The 24,535-nt window shown below is 69.5% G+C and carries 23 protein-coding genes and 1 pseudogene; 21 read left to right on the forward strand and 3 right to left on the reverse strand.

The annotated features are described in order from the left end of the window. Positions 1-246 precede the first annotated feature (246 nt). The 21 genes from rho (at position 247) to AB0912_RS19720 (ending at position 21,192) form a co-directional block, all read left to right on the forward strand. A complete protein-coding gene (gene rho, locus AB0912_RS19620) occupies positions 247-2,313 on the forward strand; it encodes a transcription termination factor Rho (protein WP_366701318.1) in 2,067 nt (688 codons plus the stop codon). 158 nt (positions 2,314-2,471) lie between these two features. Next, positions 2,472-4,280 (forward strand): trypsin-like serine protease, encoded by a 1,809-nt coding sequence (locus AB0912_RS19625; RefSeq protein ID WP_366701320.1) that lies wholly within the window; start codon positions 2,472-2,474, stop codon positions 4,278-4,280. A 213-nt stretch (positions 4,281-4,493) separates the two neighbouring features. After that, positions 4,494-5,633 carry an LCP family protein gene (locus AB0912_RS19630; protein WP_366701322.1) on the forward strand — a complete coding sequence of 380 codons (1,140 nt, stop codon included), beginning with the start codon at positions 4,494-4,496 and terminating at the stop codon, positions 5,631-5,633. Between the two features lie 149 nt (positions 5,634-5,782). Further along, positions 5,783-6,004: a 50S ribosomal protein L31 gene (gene rpmE, locus AB0912_RS19635; RefSeq protein WP_081219441.1), complete on the forward strand. Its 222-nt coding sequence runs from the start codon at positions 5,783-5,785 to the stop codon at positions 6,002-6,004. Positions 6,005-6,170: 166 nt separating this feature from the next. Next, positions 6,171-7,247: a peptide chain release factor 1 gene (prfA, locus tag AB0912_RS19640; protein ID WP_366701324.1), complete on the forward strand. Its 1,077-nt coding sequence runs from the start codon at positions 6,171-6,173 to the stop codon at positions 7,245-7,247. Between the two features lie 78 nt (positions 7,248-7,325). Continuing rightward, complete coding sequence (prmC, locus tag AB0912_RS19645) at positions 7,326-8,165, forward strand: peptide chain release factor N(5)-glutamine methyltransferase (RefSeq protein ID WP_366701326.1); 840 nt, start codon at positions 7,326-7,328, stop codon at positions 8,163-8,165. Further along, entirely contained in the window at positions 8,162-8,299 is a 138-nt protein-coding gene (locus AB0912_RS19650; RefSeq protein WP_366701328.1) for a hypothetical protein, read from the forward strand. The genes prmC and AB0912_RS19650 overlap by 4 nt, the downstream gene beginning before the upstream one ends. Then, positions 8,300-8,947 carry an L-threonylcarbamoyladenylate synthase gene (locus tag AB0912_RS19655; RefSeq protein WP_366701330.1) on the forward strand — a complete coding sequence of 216 codons (648 nt, stop codon included), beginning with the start codon at positions 8,300-8,302 and terminating at the stop codon, positions 8,945-8,947. A gap of 52 nt (positions 8,948-8,999) precedes the next feature. Next, the gene (locus AB0912_RS19660; RefSeq protein ID WP_366701332.1) at positions 9,000-9,647 is read left to right on the forward strand and encodes a protein-tyrosine-phosphatase; all 648 of its coding nucleotides are present in this window, start codon (positions 9,000-9,002) and stop codon (positions 9,645-9,647) included. A gap of 132 nt (positions 9,648-9,779) precedes the next feature. Next, on the forward strand, positions 9,780-11,015 hold the full coding sequence (gene glyA / locus AB0912_RS19665; RefSeq protein WP_366701334.1) for a serine hydroxymethyltransferase: 1,236 nt from the start codon (positions 9,780-9,782) through the stop codon (positions 11,013-11,015). A 129-nt stretch (positions 11,016-11,144) separates the two neighbouring features. Further along, positions 11,145-12,500 (forward strand): MraY family glycosyltransferase, encoded by a 1,356-nt coding sequence (locus tag AB0912_RS19670; RefSeq protein ID WP_366701336.1) that lies wholly within the window; start codon positions 11,145-11,147, stop codon positions 12,498-12,500. Between the two features lie 298 nt (positions 12,501-12,798). Next, entirely contained in the window at positions 12,799-13,236 is a 438-nt protein-coding gene (locus tag AB0912_RS19675; RefSeq protein ID WP_366701338.1) for a hypothetical protein, read from the forward strand. Between the two features lie 225 nt (positions 13,237-13,461). Further along, positions 13,462-14,283: a F0F1 ATP synthase subunit A gene (atpB, locus tag AB0912_RS19680; protein WP_366701340.1), complete on the forward strand. Its 822-nt coding sequence runs from the start codon at positions 13,462-13,464 to the stop codon at positions 14,281-14,283. Positions 14,284-14,357: 74 nt separating this feature from the next. Further along, entirely contained in the window at positions 14,358-14,588 is a 231-nt protein-coding gene (atpE, locus tag AB0912_RS19685) for an ATP synthase F0 subunit C (RefSeq protein WP_028804225.1), read from the forward strand. Between the two features lie 42 nt (positions 14,589-14,630). Continuing rightward, a complete protein-coding gene (locus AB0912_RS19690; protein WP_366701342.1) occupies positions 14,631-15,176 on the forward strand; it encodes a F0F1 ATP synthase subunit B in 546 nt (181 codons plus the stop codon). Beyond that, positions 15,173-15,994 carry a F0F1 ATP synthase subunit delta gene (locus AB0912_RS19695; RefSeq protein WP_366701344.1) on the forward strand — a complete coding sequence of 274 codons (822 nt, stop codon included), beginning with the start codon at positions 15,173-15,175 and terminating at the stop codon, positions 15,992-15,994. The genes AB0912_RS19690 and AB0912_RS19695 overlap by 4 nt, the downstream gene beginning before the upstream one ends. Before the next feature lie 127 nt (positions 15,995-16,121). After that, complete coding sequence (gene atpA / locus AB0912_RS19700; RefSeq protein ID WP_366701346.1) at positions 16,122-17,711, forward strand: F0F1 ATP synthase subunit alpha; 1,590 nt, start codon at positions 16,122-16,124, stop codon at positions 17,709-17,711. A gap of 21 nt (positions 17,712-17,732) precedes the next feature. Further along, complete coding sequence (locus AB0912_RS19705) at positions 17,733-18,647, forward strand: F0F1 ATP synthase subunit gamma (RefSeq protein WP_366701348.1); 915 nt, start codon at positions 17,733-17,735, stop codon at positions 18,645-18,647. After that, positions 18,647-20,083, forward strand: coding sequence for a F0F1 ATP synthase subunit beta (gene atpD / locus AB0912_RS19710; protein WP_366701350.1), 1,437 nt, complete (start codon positions 18,647-18,649; stop codon positions 20,081-20,083). Before AB0912_RS19705 ends, atpD begins: the two co-directional genes overlap by 1 nt. A gap of 128 nt (positions 20,084-20,211) precedes the next feature. Then, positions 20,212-20,586, forward strand: a complete 375-nt coding sequence (locus AB0912_RS19715) for a F0F1 ATP synthase subunit epsilon (protein WP_081219455.1) — start codon at positions 20,212-20,214, stop codon at positions 20,584-20,586. 159 nt (positions 20,587-20,745) lie between these two features. After that, complete coding sequence (locus AB0912_RS19720) at positions 20,746-21,192, forward strand: DUF2550 domain-containing protein (protein WP_366701352.1); 447 nt, start codon at positions 20,746-20,748, stop codon at positions 21,190-21,192. 203 nt (positions 21,193-21,395) lie between these two features. On the opposite strand, the gene AB0912_RS19725 is transcribed toward AB0912_RS19720, so the two are convergent. The 3 genes and pseudogenes from AB0912_RS19725 to AB0912_RS19735 all read right to left on the reverse strand — a co-directional run. Beyond that, the gene (locus AB0912_RS19725; protein ID WP_366701354.1) at positions 21,396-23,234 is read right to left on the reverse strand and encodes a glycoside hydrolase family 18 chitinase; all 1,839 of its coding nucleotides are present in this window, start codon (positions 23,232-23,234) and stop codon (positions 21,396-21,398) included. A 443-nt stretch (positions 23,235-23,677) separates the two neighbouring features. Further along, positions 23,678-24,250 (reverse strand): cob(I)yrinic acid a,c-diamide adenosyltransferase, encoded by a 573-nt coding sequence (locus AB0912_RS19730; protein WP_366701356.1) that lies wholly within the window; start codon positions 24,248-24,250, stop codon positions 23,678-23,680. 13 nt (positions 24,251-24,263) lie between these two features. Continuing rightward, positions 24,264-24,506 (reverse strand): annotated as a pseudogene (locus AB0912_RS19735) (ABC transporter permease); the annotation flags it as partial. Positions 24,507-24,535: the final 29 nt, after the last annotated feature.

The raw sequence follows: 24,535 nt of genomic DNA on the forward strand, positions 1-24,535 counted from the left end.
TGCTTCGTGCCTTGCATTGGGTGCTACGCGCTGAGCAGTGCTGAGCACGCTCCGGAACCGGCGTGACCATGCCGATGACACCGCACCTCAGTGCCTCGGCTCCGGAATCGTCATCACCAGATATGTCTTCCGCCGCTTTGGCGGACCACCGCCCCGGCACGGTCCACACAGCAAGGACCAAAGCCGGACAGCACAACCGGTCGCCGAGCCAGACAGGCCGACGTCCGCTCCAGGGAAGGACCCTTCGTGAGCGACACCACCGATCTGATGGGCGCACGTGTCGAGGAGACCGCTGCCGCGCCCGCCACGGACGCCTCCGCGCCTGCCACCGGTGCCGGCTCCAGGCGACGCCGCGGTACCGGCCTCGAGGGCATGGTGCTGGCCGAGCTTCAGCAGGTCGCATCCGGCCTCGGGATCAGGGGCACCGCGCGTATGCGCAAGAGCCAGTTGATCGAGGTCATCAAGGAAGCGCAGGCGGGAGGCGGTGCCCCCGCCAAGGCGGCGTCCGCCGACGCGGCCGGCGAGACCAAGCCGAAGCGCCGCGCCACCTCGAAGGCGCGTACGGGTGACGAGGCCGACACTCCGGCCGAGAAGAAGACCGAGAAGGCCGCCGCCGAGCAGGCCGTGGCCCAGCAGCAGATCGAGATCCCCGGCCAGCCGGCCGGCGGCCCCGCCGCCCGTTCGGGCGAGACCGAGCGTGCGGGTGAGGACGCCCCCGCCGAGCGCCGCCGCCGCCGTGCCACCGCCGAGGCGGGCAGCCCCGAGACGGTGACCGCCGAGGCGAAGGCCGACACGCAGACGCAGACCGACGCCGACGGCGCCGAGGGCCGCCGCGAGCGCCGTGACCGCCGCGACCGCGACCGGGGCGGCCGTGACCGTGACCGCCGCGGCAACAAGGGCGACGAGCAGCAGGGCGGCCAGGACCGCCAGGGCGGCGACCGCCAGCAGCAGGGCGGCGGACAGCGCCAGGACCGGCAGGACCGTGACCGTCAGCAGCAGGGCGGCGGCCGTCAGGACCGCCAGCAGCAGCGCGACAACGGCCCGCGGGACAACGGCCCGCAGGACGACGACGACTTCGAGGGCGGCCGCCGCGGCCGGCGCGGACGCTACCGCGACCGCCGCGGGCGCCGTGGACGCGACGAGATCGCCGAGCCGCAGGTCGCCGACGACGACGTGCTGATCCCCGTGGCGGGCATCCTCGACATCCTCGACAACTACGCGTTCATCCGGACCTCGGGCTACCTGCCCGGCCCCAACGACGTGTACGTCTCCCTCGCCCAGGTCCGCAAGAACGGCCTGCGCAAGGGTGACCACGTCACCGGCGCCGTCCGCCAGCCCAAGGACGGCGAGCGCCGCGAGAAGTTCAACGCGCTGGTCCGCCTGGACTCCACCAACGGCATGGCCCCCGACTCGGGGCGCGGACGCCCGGAGTTCAACAAGCTGACGCCGCTCTACCCGCAGGACCGGCTCCGCCTGGAGACCGACCCGGGTGTGCTGACGACCCGGATCATCGACCTCGTCGCGCCCATCGGCAAGGGCCAGCGCGGTCTGATCGTGGCCCCGCCGAAGACCGGCAAGACCATGATCATGCAGGCGATCGCCAACGCGATCACGCACAACAACCCCGAGTGCCACCTGATGGTCGTCCTGGTCGACGAGCGTCCGGAAGAGGTCACCGACATGCAGCGGTCGGTGAAGGGCGAGGTCATCTCCTCGACCTTCGACCGCCCCGCCGAGGACCACACCACGGTCGCCGAGCTGGCCATCGAGCGCGCCAAGCGTCTGGTGGAGCTGGGCCACGACGTCGTCGTGCTGCTCGACTCCATCACCCGTCTGGGCCGCGCGTACAACCTCGCCGCCCCGGCCTCCGGCCGCATCCTGTCCGGTGGTGTCGACTCGACCGCGCTCTACCCGCCGAAGCGGTTCTTCGGCGCGGCGCGCAACATCGAGGACGGCGGTTCGCTGACGATCCTGGCCACCGCGCTGGTCGACACCGGCTCGCGCATGGACGAGGTCATCTTCGAGGAGTTCAAGGGCACCGGCAACGCCGAGCTGAAGCTCGACCGCAAGCTCGCCGACAAGCGCATCTTCCCGGCGGTGGACGTCGACGCGTCCGGTACCCGCAAGGAAGAGATCCTGCTCGGCAGCGACGAGCTGGCCATCACCTGGAAGCTGCGCCGTGTGCTCCACGCGCTCGACCAGCAGCAGGCGATCGAGCTGCTGCTCGACAAGATGAAGCAGACGAAGTCGAACGCCGAGTTCCTGCTCCAGATCCAGAAGACCACCCCGTCGCCGGGCAACGGCAACGACTGAGGTTCTCCGGACCGGCAGCACCAGGGCCGCCCCCGTCACGCGAGTGACGGGGGCGGCCCTTTGCGCTGATGGGCACACATGTACGATCGCGGCTTCGTATGTCTGCTGAAGCAGATCTGAACTCTTGACTCTGAGGGGGGACTTGAGTGGACACACCCATGTCTGGAGGCGGCCGTCACAGACGTCGCGCACGGATAGCCGTCCCGGTCGCCGCAGCCGGCCTCGCCGCCGCGATCGCCGGAGCGCTCCTGGTCTCGTCCGCGAACGCCTCCGGCGTCTCCGGCCCGCCGACCCCGACGGTGCGCCCCGCCGCCGTCTCCGTGCCGTCCCAGGCCGTTCTCAAGCAGCGGGTCGCGGACGCCGTCGCCGCCGGTGACAGCGTGGCCGCGACGCCCCGCAAGACCGCGCTGAGCGCCGGGACGACCGCCACGCGCATCGACCCGAAGATCATCGGCGGCACCACGACCACCATCACCAAGGCGCCGTGGATGGCGCAGCTCTGGTACTTCGACGACAAGGGCACCAGCGGGGAGAGCGACGACCTCGGCTTCTTCTGCGGCGGTTCCGTCGTCTCGCCGACGAAGATCCTCACCGCCGCGCACTGCGTCAAGGACGAGAACGGCAAGAGCTACGACTGGAAGGCGCACGGCAGCATCGTCACCGGCACCTCCCAGCTGCCGAGCGGGGGCAGCCTGCACGGCGGCACGGTCAGCGGCGTCCTGCGCCAGTGGAACCACCCGTCGTACAGCCCGGCGACCATCAACAACGACATCGCCGTCCTCACCCTGGCGACCCCCGTCAAGGCCAAGCCGATCCGCATGACGACGTCCGGTGACACCGCCTCGTACGCCTCCGGCACCAAGGCGACGCTCTACGGCTGGGGCCGCACCAGCTCCACCACCCAGGACATCTCCGAGACGCTGAAGACGGCCACCCTGCCGATCAACTCCGACAGCGCCTGCACCACCGCCTACGGCCGGGAGTACGTCAAGGGCCACATGCTCTGCGCGGGCACCAAGGCGACCGGCCGGGACGCCGGCACCACCACCGCCTGCAACGGCGACTCGGGCGGCCCGCTGATCGTCGGCGGCCGGATCGTCGGCGTCGTCTCCTGGGGCGTCGAGGACTGCGTCGCCAAGGGCGCCTACAGCGTCTTCTCGAAGGTCAGCACCTACGTCGGCGCCGTCTGGCCGCGCGTCGAGGACACCAACCTCAGCGGCGACAACAAGGCCGACCTCTGGCTCCGCAGCGCCTCCGGCAAGAAGGGCTACGAGAAGGACTCCAAGGGCACCTCGTTCGCCGCGCGCACCTCGTGGGGCGACTGGGACGGCGTCAACGTCGTGCTCCAGACCGACCTGAACCGGGACGGCTACCAGGACCTCGTGGTCCGCGACAGCCACAGCGGGGACGTCTACTGGTCCCACTTCCTGCCGGCCACCGGCAAATGGGCCACCGACAAGGCCTTCAGCGGCTGGGGCACCCGCCAGCGGATCGTCGCCCCCGGCGACCTCACCGGCGACGGTTTGCCCGACATCCTCTCCGTCGACTCCTCCGGGACGATGTGGGAGTACCCGGGCAAGGGCAACGGCACCTTCTCCTCGCGCGTCAAGGTCGGCACCGGCTGGAGCCAGTACAACTCCGTACGCGGACACGGGGACTTCACCGGCGACGGCAAGGCCGACCTCATCGCCCGCAGCAAGACCGGCTCGTACGTCTACCTCTACAAGGGGACCGGCAAGACCGGCAGCGGCGCCTTCTCCGCGCGGGTCAAGGTGACCACCTGGAGCGGCTACAACGCCTTCGACGCCGTCGGTGACGTGACCGGCGACGGCAAGGCCGACTTCCTGGCCCGCACCCCCGGCGGCACGCTCTACCTGTACCCGGGGACCGGAAAGGCCACCAGCGAGATCTTTGCCACAAGGATCTCGGTCGGCACCGGTTTCGACCAGTACGACATCTTCGGCTGAAACCGCAGGTGAGCGGGTTCCCGCCCGGCCTCACCCGTGACGCTCTGTGCCCATCGGGCCACCTGATGGGCACAGAGCGTTGTGCAACCCTTTCCCGGGTTTCCCCGTCTGACCGTACGGAGTGACCATGGAGCGGTACGCCTTGTCACGACCGGATGGGTCTGGCCCTGAAAGCAGGGGGTAACCGACCGCGAAAAGGGACTGAGGGAGCACATGCCTGCCGAGAGCACACCGGAGCCCGAGATACCGGCCGACCCGGCCAAGCGAAGCCCGCGCCGCGGCGCGAAGGGCCGCCGCCGCAAGACGCGCAGCACGCGGCGCAAGGCCCTGCTCATCACGGCCTGGACCGCCGCGGGCGTCGTCGTGCTCGGCGGCACCGGAGCCGGCTACCTGTACTTCAAGCTCAACGGCAACATCAAGAGCGTCGACATCAACCAGGCGCTCGGCAGCGACCGCCCCACGAAGGTCGACAACGGCTCCGAGAACATCCTCGTCCTCGGCTCGGACACCCGCGCCGGCGGCAACAAGAAGCTCGGCGGCGGCGCCGACGACGGCAGCGCCCGCTCCGACACCGCGATGATCATCCACGTGTACAAGGGCCACAAGAAGGCCGGCGTGGTCTCCATCCCGCGCGACACCCTGGTCGACCGGCCCTCCTGCACGGACACCCAGGGCACCGCCCATGCCGCGGCCTCCGGCGTGATGTTCAACTCCGCCTACTCCACCGGCGGCGCCACCTGCGCGGTGAAGACCGTCGAGTCCGTCACCGGCATCCGCATGGACCACTACGTCGAGGTCGACTTCACCGGCTTCCAGAAGCTCATCGACGACCTCGGCGGCGTCTCGGTCACCACGACCAAGAGCATCAAGGACCCCGACAGCCACCTGAACCTGAAGGCCGGCACCCACACCCTCGACGGCAAGCAGGCGCTCGGCCTGGTGCGCACCCGGCACGGCGTCGGCGACGGCTCCGACCTCGGCCGCATCCAGCTCCAGCAGGCGTTCATCAAGGCCCTGGTCGACCAGGTCAAGCACCTCGGCGTGCTCTCCAGCCCGAAGAAGCTCTACGACCTCGCCGACACCGCGACCAAGGCGGTCACCACCGACTCCGACATCGGCTCGGTCACCGACCTCGCGTCCTTCGCCAACGGCCTCAAGGGCATCAGCTCGTCCCACATGACGATGGTGACCATGCCCGTCCAGTACGACCGCGCCAACGCCAACCGCGTCCTCGTCGACAAGGACAAGGCCGCCCAGGTGTGGAAGGCGCTCAAGAACGACCGGCCGATCCCCGAATCGGCCACCGAGGGCACCGCCACCGGCTCCGCCAAGGACGTCGTCAGCTCCGGCTGACCCCGCCCGCCGGCGCCCGGGGAATAGATCACCGCGTCCCCCGGTTTTGGGGGATACGGCCAGTGCTGGCAGACTGGTACGTCGGCCCCGGTTCACGCACCCGCATCCCGCGGCGGCGACCCGGTGCCCTCCCGAAACTAGGAGACACCTTGAAGCGCGACATCCACCCCGAGTACGTCGAGACGCAGGTCAGCTGCACCTGTGGCGCGTCGTTCACCACCCGGAGCACCATCGACTCCGGCACCATCCGTGCCGAGGTCTGCTCCGAGTGCCACCCGTTCTACACGGGCAAGCAGAAGATCCTCGACACCGGTGGCCGCGTGGCCCGCTTCGAGGCCCGCTTCGGCAAGGCTGCCGCTGCCAACAAGTAGCGAGCCCACAGCGCCGGTCTTCGGCGTCCCCGGTACGGGGGCGCCGGGACCGGCGCTTTGCGGTGCAGCCCGTACCCCCGGGCTCCGGCCACGCCGGAACAAGGGGCCCCCATGCCGTACCCCCCGTCCCCGAGCCCAGCGCGGGGACAGTCCATTGGAGCCGGAGATGTTCGAGGCGGTCGAGGAACTGATCGGTGAGCACGCCGATCTGGAGAAGAAGCTCGCTGACCCGTCGGTCCACGCCGACCAGGCCAACGCGCGCAAGCTCAACAAGCGCTACGCCGAGCTGACCCCGATCGTCGCGACGTACCGCTCCTGGAAGCAGACCGGGGACGACATCGGCACGGCGAAGGAACTCGCCGCCGACGACCCCGACTTCGCCGCCGAGGTCAAGGAACTGGAGAAGCAGCGCGAGGAGCTGACCGAGAAGCTCCGCCTGCTCCTGGTCCCGCGCGACCCGAGCGACGACAAGGACGTCATCCTGGAGATCAAGGCGGGCGCCGGCGGCGACGAGTCCGCCCTGTTCGCCGGTGACCTGCTGCGCATGTACCTGCGCTACGCCGAGCGCGTCGGCTGGAAGACCGAGATCATCGACTCCACCGAGTCCGAGCTGGGCGGCTACAAGGACGTCCAGGTCGCCGTGAAGACCAAGGGCGGCCAGGGCGCCACCGAGCCCGGCCAGGGCGTGTGGGCCCGCCTCAAGTACGAGGGCGGCGTGCACCGCGTGCAGCGCGTGCCCTCGACCGAGTCGCAGGGCCGCATCCACACCTCCGCCGCCGGCGTGCTCGTCACGCCCGAGGCCGAGGAGGTCGACGTCGAGATCCACGCCAACGACCTGCGCATCGACGTCTACCGCTCCTCCGGCCCCGGCGGCCAGTCCGTCAACACCACCGACTCCGCGGTGCGCATCACGCACATTCCCACCGGAGTCGTCGCTTCCTGCCAGAACGAGAAGAGCCAGCTCCAAAACAAGGAGCAGGCCATGCGTATCCTGCGCTCCAGGCTCCTCGCGGCGGCCCAGGAGGAAGCGGAACGGGAGGCCGCGGACGCCCGCCGCAGCCAGGTCCGCACCGTCGACCGCTCCGAGAAGATCCGTACGTACAACTTCCCGGAGAATCGCATCTCGGACCACCGCGTCGGCTTCAAGGCGTACAACTTGGACCAGGTCCTGGACGGCGAGCTGGACGCGGTCATCCAGGCCTGCGTGGACGCCGACTCGGCCGCCAAGCTCGCCGCTGCGTAACTGCAAACGACAACAGCTCAGCCCCGGAGGACCAGCGTGCAGCAACATTTTGGGGGTCGACCCCCGAACTCCCGCAGCGTGCTGCTCGCGGAAGTGGCCCAGGCCACCCAGCGGCTGGCCGACGCCGGCGTGCCCTCTCCGCGCAACGACGCGGAGGAACTCGCCGCCTTCGTCCACGGCGTCAAGCGGGGCGAGCTGCACACCGTCAAGGACTCCGACTTCGACGCCCGCTACTGGGAGGTCACCGCGCGCCGCGAGGCCCGCGAACCGCTCCAGCACATCACCGGGCGCGCCTACTTCCGCTACCTCGAACTCCAGGTGGGGCCCGGCGTGTTCGTGCCCCGGCCGGAGACCGAGTCGGTCGTCGGCTGGGCCATAGACGCCGTCCGCGCGATGGACGTGGTCGAGCCGCTCATCGTCGACCTGTGCACCGGCTCCGGCGCCATCGCGCTCGCCCTCGCCCAGGAGGTCCCGCGTTCGCGCGTGCACGCCGTGGAGCTGTCCGAGGACGCCCTCCAGTGGACGCGCAAGAACGTCGAGGGGTCCAGGGTCGACCTGCGCCAGGGAGACGCCCTGGAGGCCTTCCCCGACCTCGACGGCCAGGTCGACCTGGTGATCTCCAACCCGCCGTACATCCCGCTCACCGAATGGGAGTACGTCCAGCCCGAGGCCCGCGACCACGACCCCGAACTCGCCCTGTTCTCCGGGGAGGACGGGCTCGACCTGATCCGCGGCATCGAGCGCACCGCGCACCGGCTGCTGCGCCCCGGCGGGGTCGTGGTCGTCGAGCACGCCGACACCCAGGGCGGCCAGGTCCCGTGGATCTTCACCGAGGAGCGGGGCTGGGCCGACGCCGCCGACCACCCCGACCTCAACAACCGGCCCCGCTTCGCCACCGCCCGCAAGGCGATGCCGTGAGCCCGGCCCACCGCGCCCCGGCCCACCGCGCCCCGGCGCCCGGCGGCGGGGCGCGCGCCCACATCGAGTTCCCCCAGTTCCCCCAGTTCCCCGCGTTTCCCCACCAGCAGTACGTGTACGAGGAGGCCCGCTAAATGGCACGGCGATACGACACCAACGACGCGACCGACCGCACCACCGGTCTGCGCGAGGCAGCGTCCGCCGTCCGCCGTGGCGAACTGGTGGTCCTCCCGACGGACACCGTCTACGGCATCGGCGCCGACGCGTTCACCTCCGAGGCCGTGGCCGACCTGCTCGACGCCAAGGGCCGGGGCCGCAACATGCCCACCCCCGTCCTCATCGGCTCCCCGAACACCCTGCACGGCCTCGTCACGGACTTCTCCGAGATGGCCTGGGAACTGGTCGACGCGTTCTGGCCCGGCGCCCTGACCCTCGTCGCCAGGCACCAGCCCTCCCTCCAGTGGGACCTCGGCGACACCCGCGGCACCGTCGCCATCCGCATGCCGCTGCACCCCGTCGCCATCGAGCTGCTCACCGAGGTCGGCCCGATGGCCGTCTCCTCCGCCAACCTCACGGGCCACCCCTCCCCGGAGACCTGTGACGCCGCGCAGGACATGCTCGGCGACTCCGTCTCGGTCTACCTGGACGGCGGCCCCACCCCGGGCAACGTGCCCTCCTCGATCGTCGACGTGACCGGCAAGGTCCCCGTGCTGCTGCGTGCCGGCGCCCTGTCGGCGGAGGAGCTGCGGAAGGTCGTACCCGACCTCGAGGTGGCGAATTGACAGCCCCCGCCTCCTCCCGGCCCCCCGCTCCGCTCGACCAGGGGGCACCCCCATGCGTGGTATAGGCACGGGGATCACGGGGACCGACGGGTCCTCCAGGGAGTCCTTCCGCATCCTCCACGTCAGCACCGGCAACGTGTGCCGCTCGCCCATCACCGAGCGGCTGACCCGGCATGCCCTGGCGGACCGGCTCGACGACCCCCGGTGGGGCGGCCTCATCGTGGAGAGCGCCGGCACCTGGGGCCACGAGGGCGCGCCCATGGAGGCCAACGCCGCGACCGTCCTCGCCGACTTCGGCGCCGACCCCTCCGGCTTCGTCGGGCGGGAACTCCTCGACGACCACGTCATCCGCGCCGACCTGGTCCTGACGGCCACCCGCGACCACCGCGCCCAGGTCATCTCCATGGGGCACTCGGCGGGGCTGCGCACCTTCACCCTGAAGGAGTTCACCCGCCTCGTGCGCGCCATAGACCCGGCGACCCTGCCGCCCCTGGAGAACGGTGTCGTGGAACGCGCCGTCGCCCTGGTGCGCGCCGCCGCCGCGCTGCGCGGCTGGCTGCTGGCCCCGACGGCCGAGGCGGACGAGGTGTTCGACCCCTACGGGGCGCCGCTGCCGTTCTTCCGGTCCATCGGCGACGAGATCAACGAGGCGCTCGACCCGGTCGTCACCGCGCTCACGGGGGTACCGGCCCGCGCCTGAGGGCTGATAGCCGACGGCTGACACCGGGTCCCGCCGTGCCGCCGGCCCTCGTGGCACGGCGACACCGGGCGTGGTACGGGCCGCGGTCCTACATTGGACGTAGCGCCTTGCTCGCCGAGCCCGGAGTCCACCATGCCGGTCACCCACACGCCCGAAGCGGACGTCCTGCTGCGCCAGGACCCCGAGATGGCGGAGATCCTGGCCGGCGAACTGACCCGGCAGTCGACCACCCTCCAGCTCGTCGCCGCCGAGAACTTCACCTCGCCCGCCGTGCTGGCCGCCCTCGGCTCCCCGCTGGCCAACAAGTACGCCGAGGGATACCCCGGCGCCCGTCACCACGGCGGCTGCGAAATCGTGGACGTCGTCGAGCGCGTCGCCGTCGACCGCGCCACCGCCCTGTTCGGCGCCGACCACGCCAACGTGCAGTCCCACTCGGGCAGTTCGGCGGTCCTCGCCGCCTACGCCGCCCTGCTGCGCCCCGGCGACACCGTGCTCGCGATGGGCCTGCCCTACGGCGGTCACCTCACCCACGGCTCACCCGCGAACTTCTCCGGCCGCTGGTTCGACTTCGTCGGCTACGGCGTCGAGCGGGAGTCCGGGCTCATCGACCACGAGCAGGTGCGCGCGCTGGCCCGCGCCCACCGGCCCAAGGCGATCGTCTGCGGCTCGATCTCCTATCCCCGGCACATCGACTACGCCTTCTTCCGCGAGGTCGCCGACGAGGCCGGCGCCCATCTCATCGCGGACGCCGCCCACCCCATCGGGCTCGTCGCCGGGGGAGCGGCGCCCAGCCCGGTGCCGTACGCCGATGTCGTGTGCGCCACCACCCACAAGGTGCTCCGCGGTCCGCGCGGCGGCATGATCCTGTGCCGGGGGGAGCTGGCCGAGCGGGTGGACCGGGCGGTCTTCCCGTTCACCCAGGGCGGCGCCCAGATGCACACCATCGCGGCCAAGGCCGTCGCGTTCGGCGAGGCGGAGACCCCGGCGTTCACGGCGTACGCCCATCAGGTGGTCGCCAACGCGCGCGTACTGGCCGCCGGACTGGACGCCGAGGGGCTCGCGGTCACCACCGGCGGCACCGACACCCACCTCGTCACCGTCGATCCCGCGCCGCTCGGTGTCGAGGGGCGCACCGCGCGTGGCCGGCTCGCCGCCGCCGGTATGGTCCTCGACACCTGCGCGCTGCCCCACGGGGCGCGCGGCCTGCGCCTGGGCACCGCCGCGCTCACCACACAGGGGATGGGGCAGCCGGAGATGGCCCGGGTCGCGGTGCTGTTCGCGGGCGTGCTGCGGGATGAGATCGAGACCAGGCACGCCCGTGAGGAAGTGCGGGAGCTGACCGGAAGATTCCCCCCATACCCGGACTGAGCGCGGGTAGGTGTGCACAGGTGCACAGCCACTCGTGCAACCATCGTCGCTACCCGGAAGTCCCCAACCATATGCGCGCATCGCTAGGGTGTGGGGCTGTGATGGCCAGCGAGACCTGTGGGGAAGCCCGTGCGTGAATACCTGCTGACGCTCTGCATCACGGCCGCGGTGACGTATCTGCTGACAGGGCCGGTACGGAAGTTCGCGATCGTGGCCGGAGCGATGCCGGAGATCCGTGCGCGGGACGTGCACCGCGAACCCACGCCGCGGCTCGGCGGCATCGCGATGTTCTTCGGCCTGTGCGCCGGTCTGCTGGTCGCGGACCACCTGACGAACCTCAACGAGGTCTTCGCCAACTCCAACGAACCGCGCGCCCTGCTCTCCGGAGCCGCGCTGATCTGGCTGATCGGCGTGCTGGACGACAAGTTCGAGATCGACGCCCTGATCAAGCTGGGCGGCCAGATGATCGCCGCCGGTGTGATGGTGGTGCAGGGTCTGACGATCCTGTGGCTGCCGATCCCGGGGGTCGGTCTGGTCGCGCTGACCCAGTGGCAGGGCACGCTGCTGACGGTGGCGCTCGTCGTCATCACGATCAACGCGGTCAACTTCGTGGACGGCCTCGACGGCCTCGCCGCCGGCATGGTGTGCATCGCGTCCGCCGCGTTCTTCCTGTACGCCTACCGGATCTGGTACTCGTACGGCATCGAGGCCGCCGCCCCGGCGACGCTGTTCGCGGCGATCCTCATGGGCATGTGCCTGGGCTTTCTGCCGCACAACATGCATCCCGCGCGGATCTTCATGGGCGACTCCGGGTCGATGCTCATCGGCCTGGTGCTGGCCGCCGGCGCGATCTCCATCACCGGGCAGATCGACCCCGACGTGATGAACCTGTTCTCCGGTTCCGAGCGCAACACCGTGCACCAGACGGTGCCCGTCTTCATCCCGCTGCTGCTGCCGCTGACGATCATCGCGATCCCGGCCGCCGACCTGGTGCTCGCCATCGTGCGGCGCACCTGGCGCGGCCAGTCGCCGTTCGCGGCGGACCGGGGGCATCTGCACCACCGCCTCCTGGAGGTGGGCCACTCGCACAGCCGGGCCGTGCTGATCATGTACTTCTGGTCGGCGCTGATCGCCTTCGGCGCGCTCGCCTACTCGGTCAACTCCGGGGCCATGTGGAGCGTGCTGGCCGTCGCGGCGCTCAGCGCGGTGGGTCTGGTGCTGCTCCTGCTGCCGCGCTTCACCCCGCGTGCCCCGCGCTGGGCCGAGCACCTGGTGCCGCCCCGCTACCGCCGTCGCAGGGCCGCCGCCAAGTCCGCCGTGGACGGGGTGCCGGTCACGCACGAGACGGCCGTCACGGACGGGCCGGACGAGGCGCGCGAACACCTGGCGCCGGTGGTCGCCGGGGTCTCAGGAGTCAACGGGGCAACGGCGATTGGCGCCCGTTCGCGACTCCTGGACCGGCGTGAGGCCGAGTCGTCGCGCTGACGGCAAGGTAAGAATCTGACTAACGCGTGACCAAGTCGTGGGGTAGCAAAGGGTCCCAATACCAGACAAGTTGACCCTCCCCGCGCACAGACGCGCACTTTCACTCTCATGTGTGACAGTGAGCACACCAACCAGGTAAAGACCTCATCAAATAGTTTGTGATACGGTTCACGAGAACCCGGGACGGAGCCGAAGGACCCTAGTGAGACGGTCCCTTGGCGTGAGGTTCTCTCTCCACCCGGGACTACGCTCGTCCATGACGACACCCTGCCCCCCCTGAGCAAGCGGAGTTGCCGCCATGCCGTCCAATGACGCCCGGATCCTCCTTCAAGCCGCCGTACCCACGGCTGCCGTCGGCGCGATTGCCGCCGTCGTCAGTGGTGTGGTCGCCGGCGGCAAGGGAGCGATCGGAGCGGTCGTCGCGACGCTGGTCGTGATCCTCTTCATGGGGCTCGGTCTCTACGTTCTGCAGCGCACCGCCAAAACGCTTCCGCATCTGTTCCAGGCGATGGGCCTCTTGCTCTACACGGCGCAGATTCTTCTGCTGTTCATCTTCGTCGCCGCGTTCAAGAACACCTCGCTGTTCAACCCCAAGGCCTTCGCGATCACACTGGTCGCGACCACGCTCGCGTGGATCGGGGCGCAGGCGCGTGCCCACATGAAGGCCAAGATCCTCTACGTCGAACCCGAGTCTTCGAAGGGCGACAAGCCCGAAAAGACAGGGCACTCGTCGTGAGGGGTAGGGCCGGGATAAGTGCGCGTGAGAGATCCTGCTATCGTCCGGTGCCAACTGCGGCATCGCGGGCGCGGGCATCTGAGCTGACGCCTGCTCAATCGCGAGGCTTGATGCCCCACAGCCGCCCCCACATCCGTAACACCAGTCCAGTGCCGAACCGCGGCTGTGCGCCGCGCCGACACAACGAGGTTGCCGTACCTATGCGCCACGCTGAAGGAGCCCGCGGTGAGTGCTGACCCGACGCAGGTGCTCGCCTTCGAGACCGACTGCCACATCTTCGACGGCTGTGGCTTCCCGGCTCCCGGCCTGCACTCGTTCCTGTTCGAGCCCCTCTGGGGCGACGGTGACAGCAACGTCTACTTCAACAAGACGATGCTCCTGGCGCTGCTCGGCTCCATTGTCGTCGTCGGCTTCTTCTGGGCGGCCTTCCGCAAGCCGAAGGTCGTCCCGGGCAAGCTGCAGATGGTCGCCGAGGCGGGCTACGACTTCATCCGCCGTGGTGTCGTCTACGAGACGATCGGCAAGAAGGAAGGCGAGAAGTACGTACCTCTCGTCGTCTCGCTGTTCTTCTTCATCTGGATGATGAACCTCTGGTCGATCATCCCGGTCGCCCAGTTCCCGGTCACAGCGATCATCGCGTACCCCGCGGTCCTTGCCCTGATCGTCTACATCGTCTGGGTCTCGCTGACGTTCAAGCGCCACGGATTCGTGGGTGCCTGGAAGAACATCACCGGCTACGACAAGTCGCTGGGCCCGGTTCTGCCGCTGGCCATGTTCATCGAGCTTCTCTCGAACCTGATCGTCCGGCCGTTCACGCACGCCGTGCGACTCTTCGCGAACATGTTCGCGGGTCACACGCTGCTGCTGCTGTTCACGATCGCGAGCTGGTACCTGCTCAACGGCTTCGGGATCGTCTACTCCGGCGTCTCGTTCATCATGGTCCTCGTCATGACGGCCTTCGAACTGTTCATCCAGGCCCTGCAGGCGTATGTCTTCGTGCTGCTGACCTGCACCTTCATCCAGGGCGCGCTGGCCGAGCACCACTGAGCGCCCGTCCTCTCGACCCCGCAGTCGTCCGGTGGCCAACCCCCACCGGTCCGTAAAGAAAAGGAAGAACTGGCATGTCCCAGACCCTTGCCGCTGTCTCCGGCTCGCTCGGCTCGATCGGTTACGGCCTCGCGGCCATCGGCCCCGGCGTCGGCGTCGGCATCATCTTCGGTAACGGCACCCAGGCGCTCGCCCGTCAGCCCGAGGCCGCCGGTCTGATCCGCGCCAACCAGATCCTCGGCTTCGCCTTCTGTGAGGCGCTCGCCCTCATCGGTCTGGTCATGCCGTTCGTCTACGGCACCTGATCCACCAGATCAGCGACAGCCCACTAGACGAAAGGCACTGACATGAGCCACCTGCTCATTCTGGCGGCCGAGGAGAAGGAAAACCCCCTCGTCCCGCCGATTCCCGAGCTTGTCATCGGCCTGATCGCCTTCGTCATCGTCTTCGGCTTCCTGGCCTGGAAGCTTCTCCCGAACATCAACAAGGTTCTGGAGCAGCGTCGCGAGGCCATCGAGGGCGGTATCGAAAAGGCCGAGGCCGCTCAGACCGAGGCCCAGAGCGTTCTTGAGCAGTACAAGGCTCAGCTCGCCGAGGCCCGTCACGAGGCCGCGCGCCTGCGCCAGGAGGCACAGGAGCAGGGCGCCACGCTCATCGCCGAGATGCGCGCGGAAGGCCAGCGGCAGCGCGAAGAGATCATCGCCGCCGGTCACACGCAGATCGAGGCGGACCGCAAGGCCGCGTCCCAGGCGCTGCGTCAGGACGTCGGCCACCTGGCCACCGACCTGGCCGGCAAGCTGGTCGGCGAGTCCCTCGAGGACCACGCCCGCCAGAGCCGTGTCATCGACCGTTTCCTCTCCGAGCTTGAGGAGAAGGCCGAGGCGGCTCGATGACTGCGCACGGAGCGAGCCGCGAGGCAACCGCAGCCGCACGTGAGCGTCTCGACGCGCTGACGGACTCCACGTCCGTGGACGCGGCCCGGCTCGCCGACGAGCTGGCCTCGGTCACCGCGCTGCTCGACCGCGAGGTGTCGCTGCGTCGGGTCCTCACCGACCCGGCGCAGCCCGCCGAGGCCAAGGCCGAGCTGGCCCAGCGCCTGCTCGGCGCCCAGGTCAGCGGCACCACCGCCGACCTGGTGTCCGGCCTGGTGCGGTCCCGCTGGTCGCAGCCGCGCGACCTGGTGGACGCGCTGGAGGACCTGGCCGCGACCGCCGACCTCACGGCGGCCCAGCGGACGGGCGCGCTCGACGACGTCGAGGACGAGCTGTTCCGCTTCGGCCGGATCGTCAACTCGAACACCGAGCTGCGCGCCGCGCTGACCGACCGCGCCGCCACCAAGGCGGCCAAGAGCGAGCTGCTGCGCGGCCTGCTCGGCGGCCGGGCCAACGTGACCACCGAGCGTCTGGTGACGCGCCTTGTGACCGCGCCGCGCGGACGTAGCCTGGAAGCGGGACTCGAGTCCCTGTCCAAGCTCGCCGCCGAGCGCCGCAACCGCATGGTCGCCGTGGTCACCTCGGCGGTGCCGCTGAGTGACGGACAGAAGCAGCGCCTCGGCGCCGCCCTGGCCAAGCTCTACGGCCGCCCGATGCACCTGAACCTCGACGTGGACCCCGAGGTCCTCGGCGGGATCCGGGTGCAGGTCGGTGACGAGGTCATCAACGGTTCGATCGCGGACCGTCTCGAGGACGCCACTCGCCGTATGGCGAGCTAGCAAGCCCATAAGCAGAACGCAATGACGGCCCATGTTGGGCCGTGCAGAGGATTCACCTCTCATAGGGGGGAGTCCCCATCCCCCCAAAGTGAAACTTCGGGCCCAACAAGGAGAGCAGGGAACCCAGATGGCGGAGCTCACGATCCGGCCGGAGGAGATCCGGGACGCGCTGGAGAACTTTGTCCAGTCGTACAAGCCGGACGCGGCCTCGCGCGAGGAGGTCGGTACGGTCACCGTCGCCGGCGACGGTATCGCCAAGATCGAGGGTCTCCCCTCGGCGATGGCGAACGAGCTGCTGAAGTTCGAGGACGGCACTCTCGGCCTCGCGCTGAACCTGGAAGAGCGCGAGATCGGTGCGGTCGTCCTCGGCGAGTTCAGCGGCGTCGAGGAGGGCCAGCCGGTGCAGCGCACCGGTGAGGTGCTGTCCGTCGCCGTGGGCGAGGGCTACCTCGGCCGCGTCGTCGACCCGCTCGGCAACCCGATCGACGGCCTCGGCGAGATCGAGACGTCCGGACGACGTGCCCTGGAGCTTCAGGCCCCGGGCGTCATGGTCCGCAAGTCGGTGCACGAGCCGATGGAGACGGGCTACAAGGCCGTCGACGCGATGACCCCGATCGGCCGTGGCCAGCGTCAGCTGATCATCGGCGACCGCCAGACCGGCAAGACCGCCCTGGCCGTCGACACGATCATCAACCAGCGCGACAACTGGCGCTCGGGCGACCCGAAGAAGCAGGTCCGCTGCATCTACGTCGCCATCGGTCAGAAGGGTTCCACCATCGCCTCCGTGCGTGGTGCGCTCGAAGAGGCCGGCGCCCTGGAGTACACGACCATCGTCGCCGCCCCGGCGTCCGACCCGGCCGGCTTCAAGTACCTCGCGCCGTACACCGGTTCGGCCATCGGCCAGCAGTGGATGTACGAGGGCAAGCACGTCCTCATCATCTTCGACGACCTCTCGAAGCAGGCCGACGCCTACCGCGCCGTGTCCCTGCTGCTGCGCCGCCCGCCGGGCCGCGAGGCCTACCCGGGTGACGTCTTCTACCTGCACTCCCGTCTGCTGGAGCGCTGCGCGAAGCTCTCCGACGAGCTGGGCGCCGGTTCGATGACGGGTCTGCCGATCGTCGAGACCAAGGCGAACGACGTGTCGGCGTTCATCCCGACCAACGTCATCTCCATCACCGACGGCCAGTGCTTCCTGGAGTCCGACCTGTTCAACGCCGGCCAGCGTCCGGCCCTGAACGTCGGTATCTCGGTCTCCCGCGTCGGTGGCTCCGCCCAGCACAAGGCGATGAAGCAGGTCTCCGGCCGGCTCCGCCTCGACCTGGCCCAGTACCGCGAGCTGGAGGCGTTCGCCGCCTTCGGTTCCGACCTGGACGCCGCGTCGAAGTCGCAGCTCGAGCGTGGTCAGCGACTGGTCGAGCTGCTCAAGCAGGCTCAGTACCAGCCGATGCCCACCGAGGACCAGGTCGTCTCCGTCTGGGCCGGCACCACCGGCAAGATGGACGACGTTCCGGTCGAGGACGTCCGCCGCTTCGAGAAGGAGCTGCTGGAGTACCTGCACCGCAAGGAGCAGGGCCTCATGACCTCCATCAAGGAGGGCGGCAAGATGTCGGACGACACCCTCACCGCCATCGCGGACGGCATCGCGGACTTCAAGAAGCAGTTCGAGACCTCGGACGGGAAGCTTCTCGGCGAGGACGCTCCGGCCGCGGCCAAGTGACGTAAGGAAGGGACCTGACTCATGGGAGCCCAGCTCCGGGTCTACAAGCGTCGCATCCGATCCGTCACCGCGACCAAGAAGATCACCAAGGCGATGGAGATGATCGCCGCCTCGCGTGTCGTCAAGGCGCAGCGCAAGGTGGCGGCCTCCGCGCCGTACGCGACCGAGCTCACCCGCGCGGTCACGGCGGTCGGTACCGGTTCGAACACCAAGCACCCGCTGACCACGGAGGCGGAGACGGCGACCCGTTCCGCGGTGCTGCTCCTCACGAGCGACCGCGGACTGGCCGGCGCCTTCAACTCCAACGCCATCAAGGCCGCCGAGCAGTTGACGGCACGCCTTGAGGGCGAGGGCAAGGAGGTCGACACGTACATCGTCGGCCGCCGCGGTCTGGCCCACTACAACTTCCGCGAGCGCAAGGTCGTGGAGTCGTGGTCGGGTTTCACCGACGAGCCCACCTACGCGGACGCGAAGAAGGTCGCGGGTCCGCTCATCGAGGCCATCGAGAAGGAGACGGCGGACGGCGGCGTGGACGAACTCCACATCGTCTACACCGAGTTCGTCTCGATGATGACGCAGTCGGCGCTCGACCGCCGGCTGCTGCCGCTCCGCCTCGAAGAGGTCGCGGAGGAGGCGCCCAAGGGCGAGATCCTTCCGCTGTTCGAGTTCGAGCCGTCGGCGGAGGACGTCCTTGACGCCCTGCTGCCGCGCTACGTCGAGAGCCGTATCTACAACGCGCTGCTCCAGTCGGCTGCCTCCAAGCACGCCGCCACGCGCCGCGCGATGAAGTCGGCGACCGACAACGCGGGAGACCTGATCACCACGCTCTCCCGACTTGCCAATGCGGCCCGCCAGGCCGAAATCACCCAGGAAATCAGCGAGATCGTCGGTGGCTCCGCAGCCCTTGCCGACGCGACCGCGGGGAGTGACAAGTAATGACGACGACTTCTGAGACGGCCGTTGCCACGGGCCGCGTCGCCCGGGTCATCGGCCCGGTCGTCGACGTGGAGTTCCCCGTCGACGCGATGCCGGACATCTACAACGCCCTTCACGTCGAGGTGGCCGACCCGGCCAACGCCGGCGAGAAGAAGACGCTGACCCTGGAAGTCGCCCAGCACCTGGGTGACGGCCTGGTCCGCACGATCTCCATGCAGCCCACCGACGGTCTGGTCCGCCAGGCCGCCGTCACCGACACCGGCACCGGCATCACGGTCCCCGTCGGTGACTTCACCAAGGGCAAGGTGTTCAACACCCTCGGTGAGGTGCTGAACACGGACGAGAAGTACGACGGCGAGCGCTGGTCCATCCACCGCAAGGCCCCGCGCTTCGACGAGCTCGAGTCGAAGACCGAGATGTTCGAGACCGGCGTCAAGGTCATCGACCTTCTCACCCCGTACGTCAAGGGTGGAAAGATCGGTCTGTTCGGTGGTGCCGGTGTCGGCAAGACGGTGCTCATCCAGGAGATGATCTACCGCGTCGCCAACAACCACGACGGTGTCTCCGTGTTCGCCGGTGTCGGCGAGCGCACCCGTGAGGGCAACGACCTCATCGAGGAGATGTCCGAGTCGGGCGTCATCGACAAGACCGCGCTTGTCTTCGGCCAGATGGACGAGCCCCCGGGCACCCGTCTGCGCGTGGCCCTCGCGGGTCTGACCATGGCGGAGTACTTCCGCGATGTGCAGAAGCAGGACGTGCTGTTCTTCATCGACAACATCTTCCGCTTCACGCAGGCCGGTTCCGAGGTCTCGACCCTGCTCGGCCGTATGCCCTCCGCGGTGGGCTACCAGCCGAACCTGGCCGACGAGATGGGTCTCCTCCAGGAGCGCATCACCTCGACCCGCGGTCACTCGATCACCTCGATGCAGGCGATCTACGTCCCCGCGGACGACCTGACCGACCCGGCCCCGGCCACCACGTTCGCCCACCTCGACGCGACGACGGTGCTCTCCCGTCCGATCTCCGAGAAGGGCATCTACCCGGCCGTGGACCCGCTGGACTCCACGTCCCGCATCCTGGACCCGCGCTACATCGCGGCGGACCACTACGCCGCCGCCATGCGGGTGAAGTCGGTCCTCCAGAAGTACAAGGACCTCCAGGACATCATCGCGATTCTCGGTATCGACGAGCTGGGCGAAGAGGACAAGCTCACCGTCCACCGGGCCCGTCGTGTGGAGCGCTTCCTGTCCCAGAACACCCACGTCGCCAAGCAGTTCACCGGCGTCGACGGGTCGGACGTCCCGCTGGACGAGTCGATCGCGGCCTTCAACGCGATCATCGACGGCGAGTACGACCACTTCCCGGAGCAGGCGTTCTTCCTCTGCGGTGGCATCGAGGACCTCAAGGCCAACGCCAAGGAACTCGGCGTCTCCTGAACCTCGTGTTCTCAGTGAGGGGGGCGGGGCCGCGCCTCACGGGGTGCGGTCCGTCCCCCTCCGTACGCCTACTAGACTTTGACCCAACACCCGGCAGCAACGCCGGGTGGTGACCCGAGGAGCCCACCTTGGCTGCTGAGCTGCACGTCGAGCTCGTCGCCGCGGACCGCAGTGTCTGGTCCGGCGAGGCCACCCTGGTCGTCGCGCGTACCGCGTCCGGCGACATCGGCGTCATGCCCGGTCACCAGCCGCTGCTCGGTGTGCTGGAGTCGGGCCCGGTGACGATTCGTACGAGCGATGGCGGAACGGTCATCGCGGCGGTGCACGGCGGTTTCATCTCGTTCGCCGACAACAAGCTGTCGCTGCTGGCCGAGATCGCCGAGCTGTCGGACGAGATCGACGTCCAGCGCGCGGAGCGGGCGCTCGAGCGCGCGAAGTCGGACGCCGACGCGTCCGCCGAGCGTCGCGCGGACGTCCGTCTGCGCGCGGTGTCGACGCGCTGACGACGGTGCGACCCCAGGCCCTTAGGCGTTGGGGCCGCACTGTGTGAAGCTTTGCCTCAGCCGCGGCTGGGACCGGATCACTCCGGCCCTGGCCGCGGCTGAGGCGAATCCGGACGTTTTTTCTTTTCCGTTACCTAGGAGACGAGGAGGTCGGTGTCGATGGTCCTCGCTCTGACTGTGTGCGGATTGGTAGTGGCCCTGGTCGTGGTGGGGCTGTTCGTCTTCGGTCTCCGCCGCCGGCTCATCCAGCGGTCCGGCGGAACGTTCGACTGCAGCCTGCGCTGGGACGTTTCCGAGAAGGGCGACCCCAGCGGCAAGGGCTGGAGCTACGGGGTGGCCCGCTACAACGGCGACCGCGTCGAGTGGTACCGCGTCTTCTCCTACGCCCCCCGTCCGCGCCGCACCCTGGAGCGGTCGGCGATCGAGGTGGCGGGCCGGCGTGCCGCGGAGGGCGAGGAGGAACTAGCGCTGCTCTCCGACGCGATCATCCTGACCTGTCTCCATCGGGGGACGCGCCTGGAGCTGGCGATGAGCGAGGACGCGCTCACCGGTTTCCTCGCCTGGCTGGAGGCGGCCCCGCCCGGCCAGCGCGTGAACGTCGCCTGACCTCCGAGCCCGGCCCCACCCCGCCCCCTACGGTTGCCGGCGCCGGGCGGTCGGAGGGTAGCCCGGGGATCGGGCCGGAAGAACGCCCCGCAGAACAAAGCCGCGGACAGACCTGAGGTCTGCCCGCGGCTTTCGTGCGAGATGCGAGATGCGAGATGCGAGGTGCGAGGTGCGACGTGCGACGTGCGAGGTGGTGCGGGAGGTCAGCTCAGGCCGCTGCTGATGGCGCTGACCAGCTCACCGTTGCTGGTGTCTCCGCTGAACTCCCAGAAGAAGGCGCCGCCGAGACCCTGGGTCTTGGCCCACGACATCTTCCCGGCGATGGTGGCCGGGGTGTCGTACGACCACCAGTTGCTGCCGCAGTGGGCGTACGCGGTGCCGGCGATGGTGCCGGTGGCCGGGCAGGACGTCTTCAGGACCTTGTAGTCCTCGATGCCTTGCTCGTAGGTGCCCGCCGCCGGGCCCGTGGCCGTGCCGCCCGGGGCGTCCTGGGTGACGCCGGTCCAGCCGCGGCCGTAGAAGCCGATGCCGACGAGCAGCTTGCTCGCGGGGACGCCCTTCGACTTGAACTTGGCGATCGCGTCGGCCGTGGTGAACCCGGCCTGCGGGATGCCGCTGTACGAGGTGAGCGGGGAGTGCGGGGCCGTCGGACCCTTGGCGTCCCACGCGCCGAAGAAGTCGTACGTCATCACGTTGTACCAGTCGACGTACTGCGCGGCGCCCGCGTAGTCGGCGGCGTCGACCTTGCCGCCCGAGGTGCCGTCGGCCGTGGTGGCGGCGGTGACCAGGTTGCCCGTGCCGAACTTGGCGCGCAGCGCCTGCATGAGGTTCTTGTAGGCCGCGGCACCGCTGGTGTCGCAGGTCAGACCGCAGGCGTTCGGGTACTCCCAGTCGATGTCGATGCCGTCGAAGACATCGGCCCAGCGCGGGTCCTCGACCAGGTCGTAGCAGGACTGCGCGAAGGCCGCCGGGTTCTTGGCCGCGTCACCGAAGCCGCCGGACCAGGTCCAGCCGCCGAAGGACCACAGCACCTTGATGTTCGGGTACTTGGCCTTCAGCTCGCGGAGCTGGTTGAAGTTGCCGCGCAGCGGCTGGTCCCAGGTGTCGGCTACGCCGCTGACCGACTGGTCGGCGGTGAAGGCCTTGTCGTAGTCGGCGTAGGAGTCGCCGATCGCGCACTTGCCACCGGTCACGTTGCCGAAGGCGTAGTTGATGTGCGTGATCTTGGCGGCGGAGCCGGACGTCACCAGGTTCTTGACGTTGTAGTTGCGGCCGTAGATGCCCCACTCGGTGAAGTAGCCGAGCTTGACCGTCTTGCCGGTGGGCGGGGGAGTGGTGCCGCCGCCGGTGGTGTGCACGGAGACCGCGCCGCTGACCGGACCGGTCTGGTCGGCGGTGTCACGGGCCTGGACCGTGTACGAGTAGTCGGTGCCGGCGGTCAGACCGGTGTCCGTGTACGAGGTCGTCGTCACGGTCGCGACCTTGGTGCCGCCGCGCAGCACGTCGTAGTTCTTGATGCCCTTGTCGTCGGTGGCCGCGCTCCAGGTGAGCTTCACCGAGGTGTCGGTGATGGCGGAGGCGGTGGGCGTACCGGGCGCGGAGGGGGCGCTGTCGCCGGGGACGGTCGGGCCGCCGTCACAACTGCCGCCGTTGAGCTTGCAGTTGGTGGGCGAGCCGGAGCCCGCGCCGTTGAAGCCGAAGGAGATGGAGGCGCCGGCGGCGAGGGTGCCGTTGTAGGACTTGTTCTTGGCGGTCCAGTGGTTGCCGGAGTTGGTGACGTCCGCGTCCCAGGCCGAGGTGACGGAGGTACCGGTGGGGAAGTCCCACTCGATGGTCCACGAGCTGATGGCCGAGGTGCCGGTGTTCTTGACGGTCCACTGGCCGCCGAAGCCGGTGCCCCAGTCCTGGGTCTTGGTGTAGGTCGCGGTGGCGGTGGAGGCCGCCTGGGCGGTACCCGCGAGGCCGACGAGTGCGGCGAGGGGGAGGAGCAGGGTGGTGAGCCCCGCCACTGCTCGGTGTCTGGCTCTCTGCCGGAAGCGCATGATGCCTCTCCTCTTTCGTCTGGTGCCTCCGGGGCGCCGTGACGAGCGGGGGGACCGCGACCGTGCTCAGCCCGGCGGGCGTGCGCGCGCTCGCGCTCCCGCCGCCCTCGCGCCCCCTCGGCCGGGGGTGTCGTGGGCATGGCCAAGCGCAGTGCGGCGAGAATAGAAAGGTCTGGACCACGGGTCAATAGGTCTGGACCAGTGCACTGTGCAATCCCTGTGGCCCTCAACTCCCCCGCGAGGGGCGTGGCTTGCGGGCGGGCGCGTGGTCCCGGGCGGCCCGGCAGGGGGCTGACGTGCGCCTTCGTCGTCGCGGGGGCCTTGCCGGGCCGGGGCTCGATCCGGGCGGTCGAGGGCCCCTCGCCACGGCAGGAAAAAACTCACGCTCCCGGCCGGGACTCCCTGCTACAGCTCGCTGTTGCCGCCCACCGCTACTGCTACCGCTACCGCTCCCCGCCCGGGACCCACAGCACGTCGCCGGTGTCCTTGTTGGCGGTGCGGGCCAGGATGAACAGGAGGTCCGAGAGACGGTTGAGGTAGGTCGCGGTGAGCGGGTTCATCGCCTCGCCGTGGACTTCGAGCGCCGCCCAGGTGGAGCGCTCGGCGCGGCGGACCACCGTGCACGCCTGGTGGAGCAGGGCCGCGCCGGCCGTGCCGCCGGGCAGGATGAAGGAACGGAGCTTCTCCAGCCGCTCGTTGAAGCGGTCGCAGTCCGCCTCCAGTTTGTCCACGTAGAACTGCTCCACGCGCAGCGGCGGGAACTTCGGATTCTCGACCACCGGCGTGGACAGGTCCGCGCCCACGTCGAACAGGTCGTTCTGGACGCGGACGAGGACCTCGACAACCTCCGCCTCCAGGCCGCCGAGCGCGATGGCGGTGCCGATCACCGCGTTGGCCTCGTTGGCGTCGGCGTACGCGGAGATGTGCAGGTCGGTCTTGGCGACCCTGCTCATGTCGCCGAGGGCGGTGGTGCCCTGGTCGCCGGTCCGGGTGTAGATGCGCGTCAGATTGACCATGGGGCCAGCGTAGTTATGCGCCGGCCCTGCGGAAGACCCGTGTGCCCACCGTCACGGCGAGCGCGGCGAAGCCGAGGGCCACCAGAACGCCGTACGGCATGTGCGCGGTGGCGTACGAGCCGACGCAGGCGTCCCGTACCGCGTCCACCAGATGGCGGAACGGCATGAAGTGCGAGAGCGCGTCCAGCCGGCCGGGGGCCAGGGACATCGGCAGCATCAGCCCGGACGGCAGCATGGACGGCATGGTCAGCGCGTGTGGTCGACCGGCTGGCCGGCTGGCTGGCT

Origin of the sequence: Streptomyces sp. NPDC007084 (genome assembly GCF_040703595.1) — a bacterium.
GTDB lineage: Bacteria > Actinomycetota > Actinomycetes > Streptomycetales > Streptomycetaceae > Streptomyces.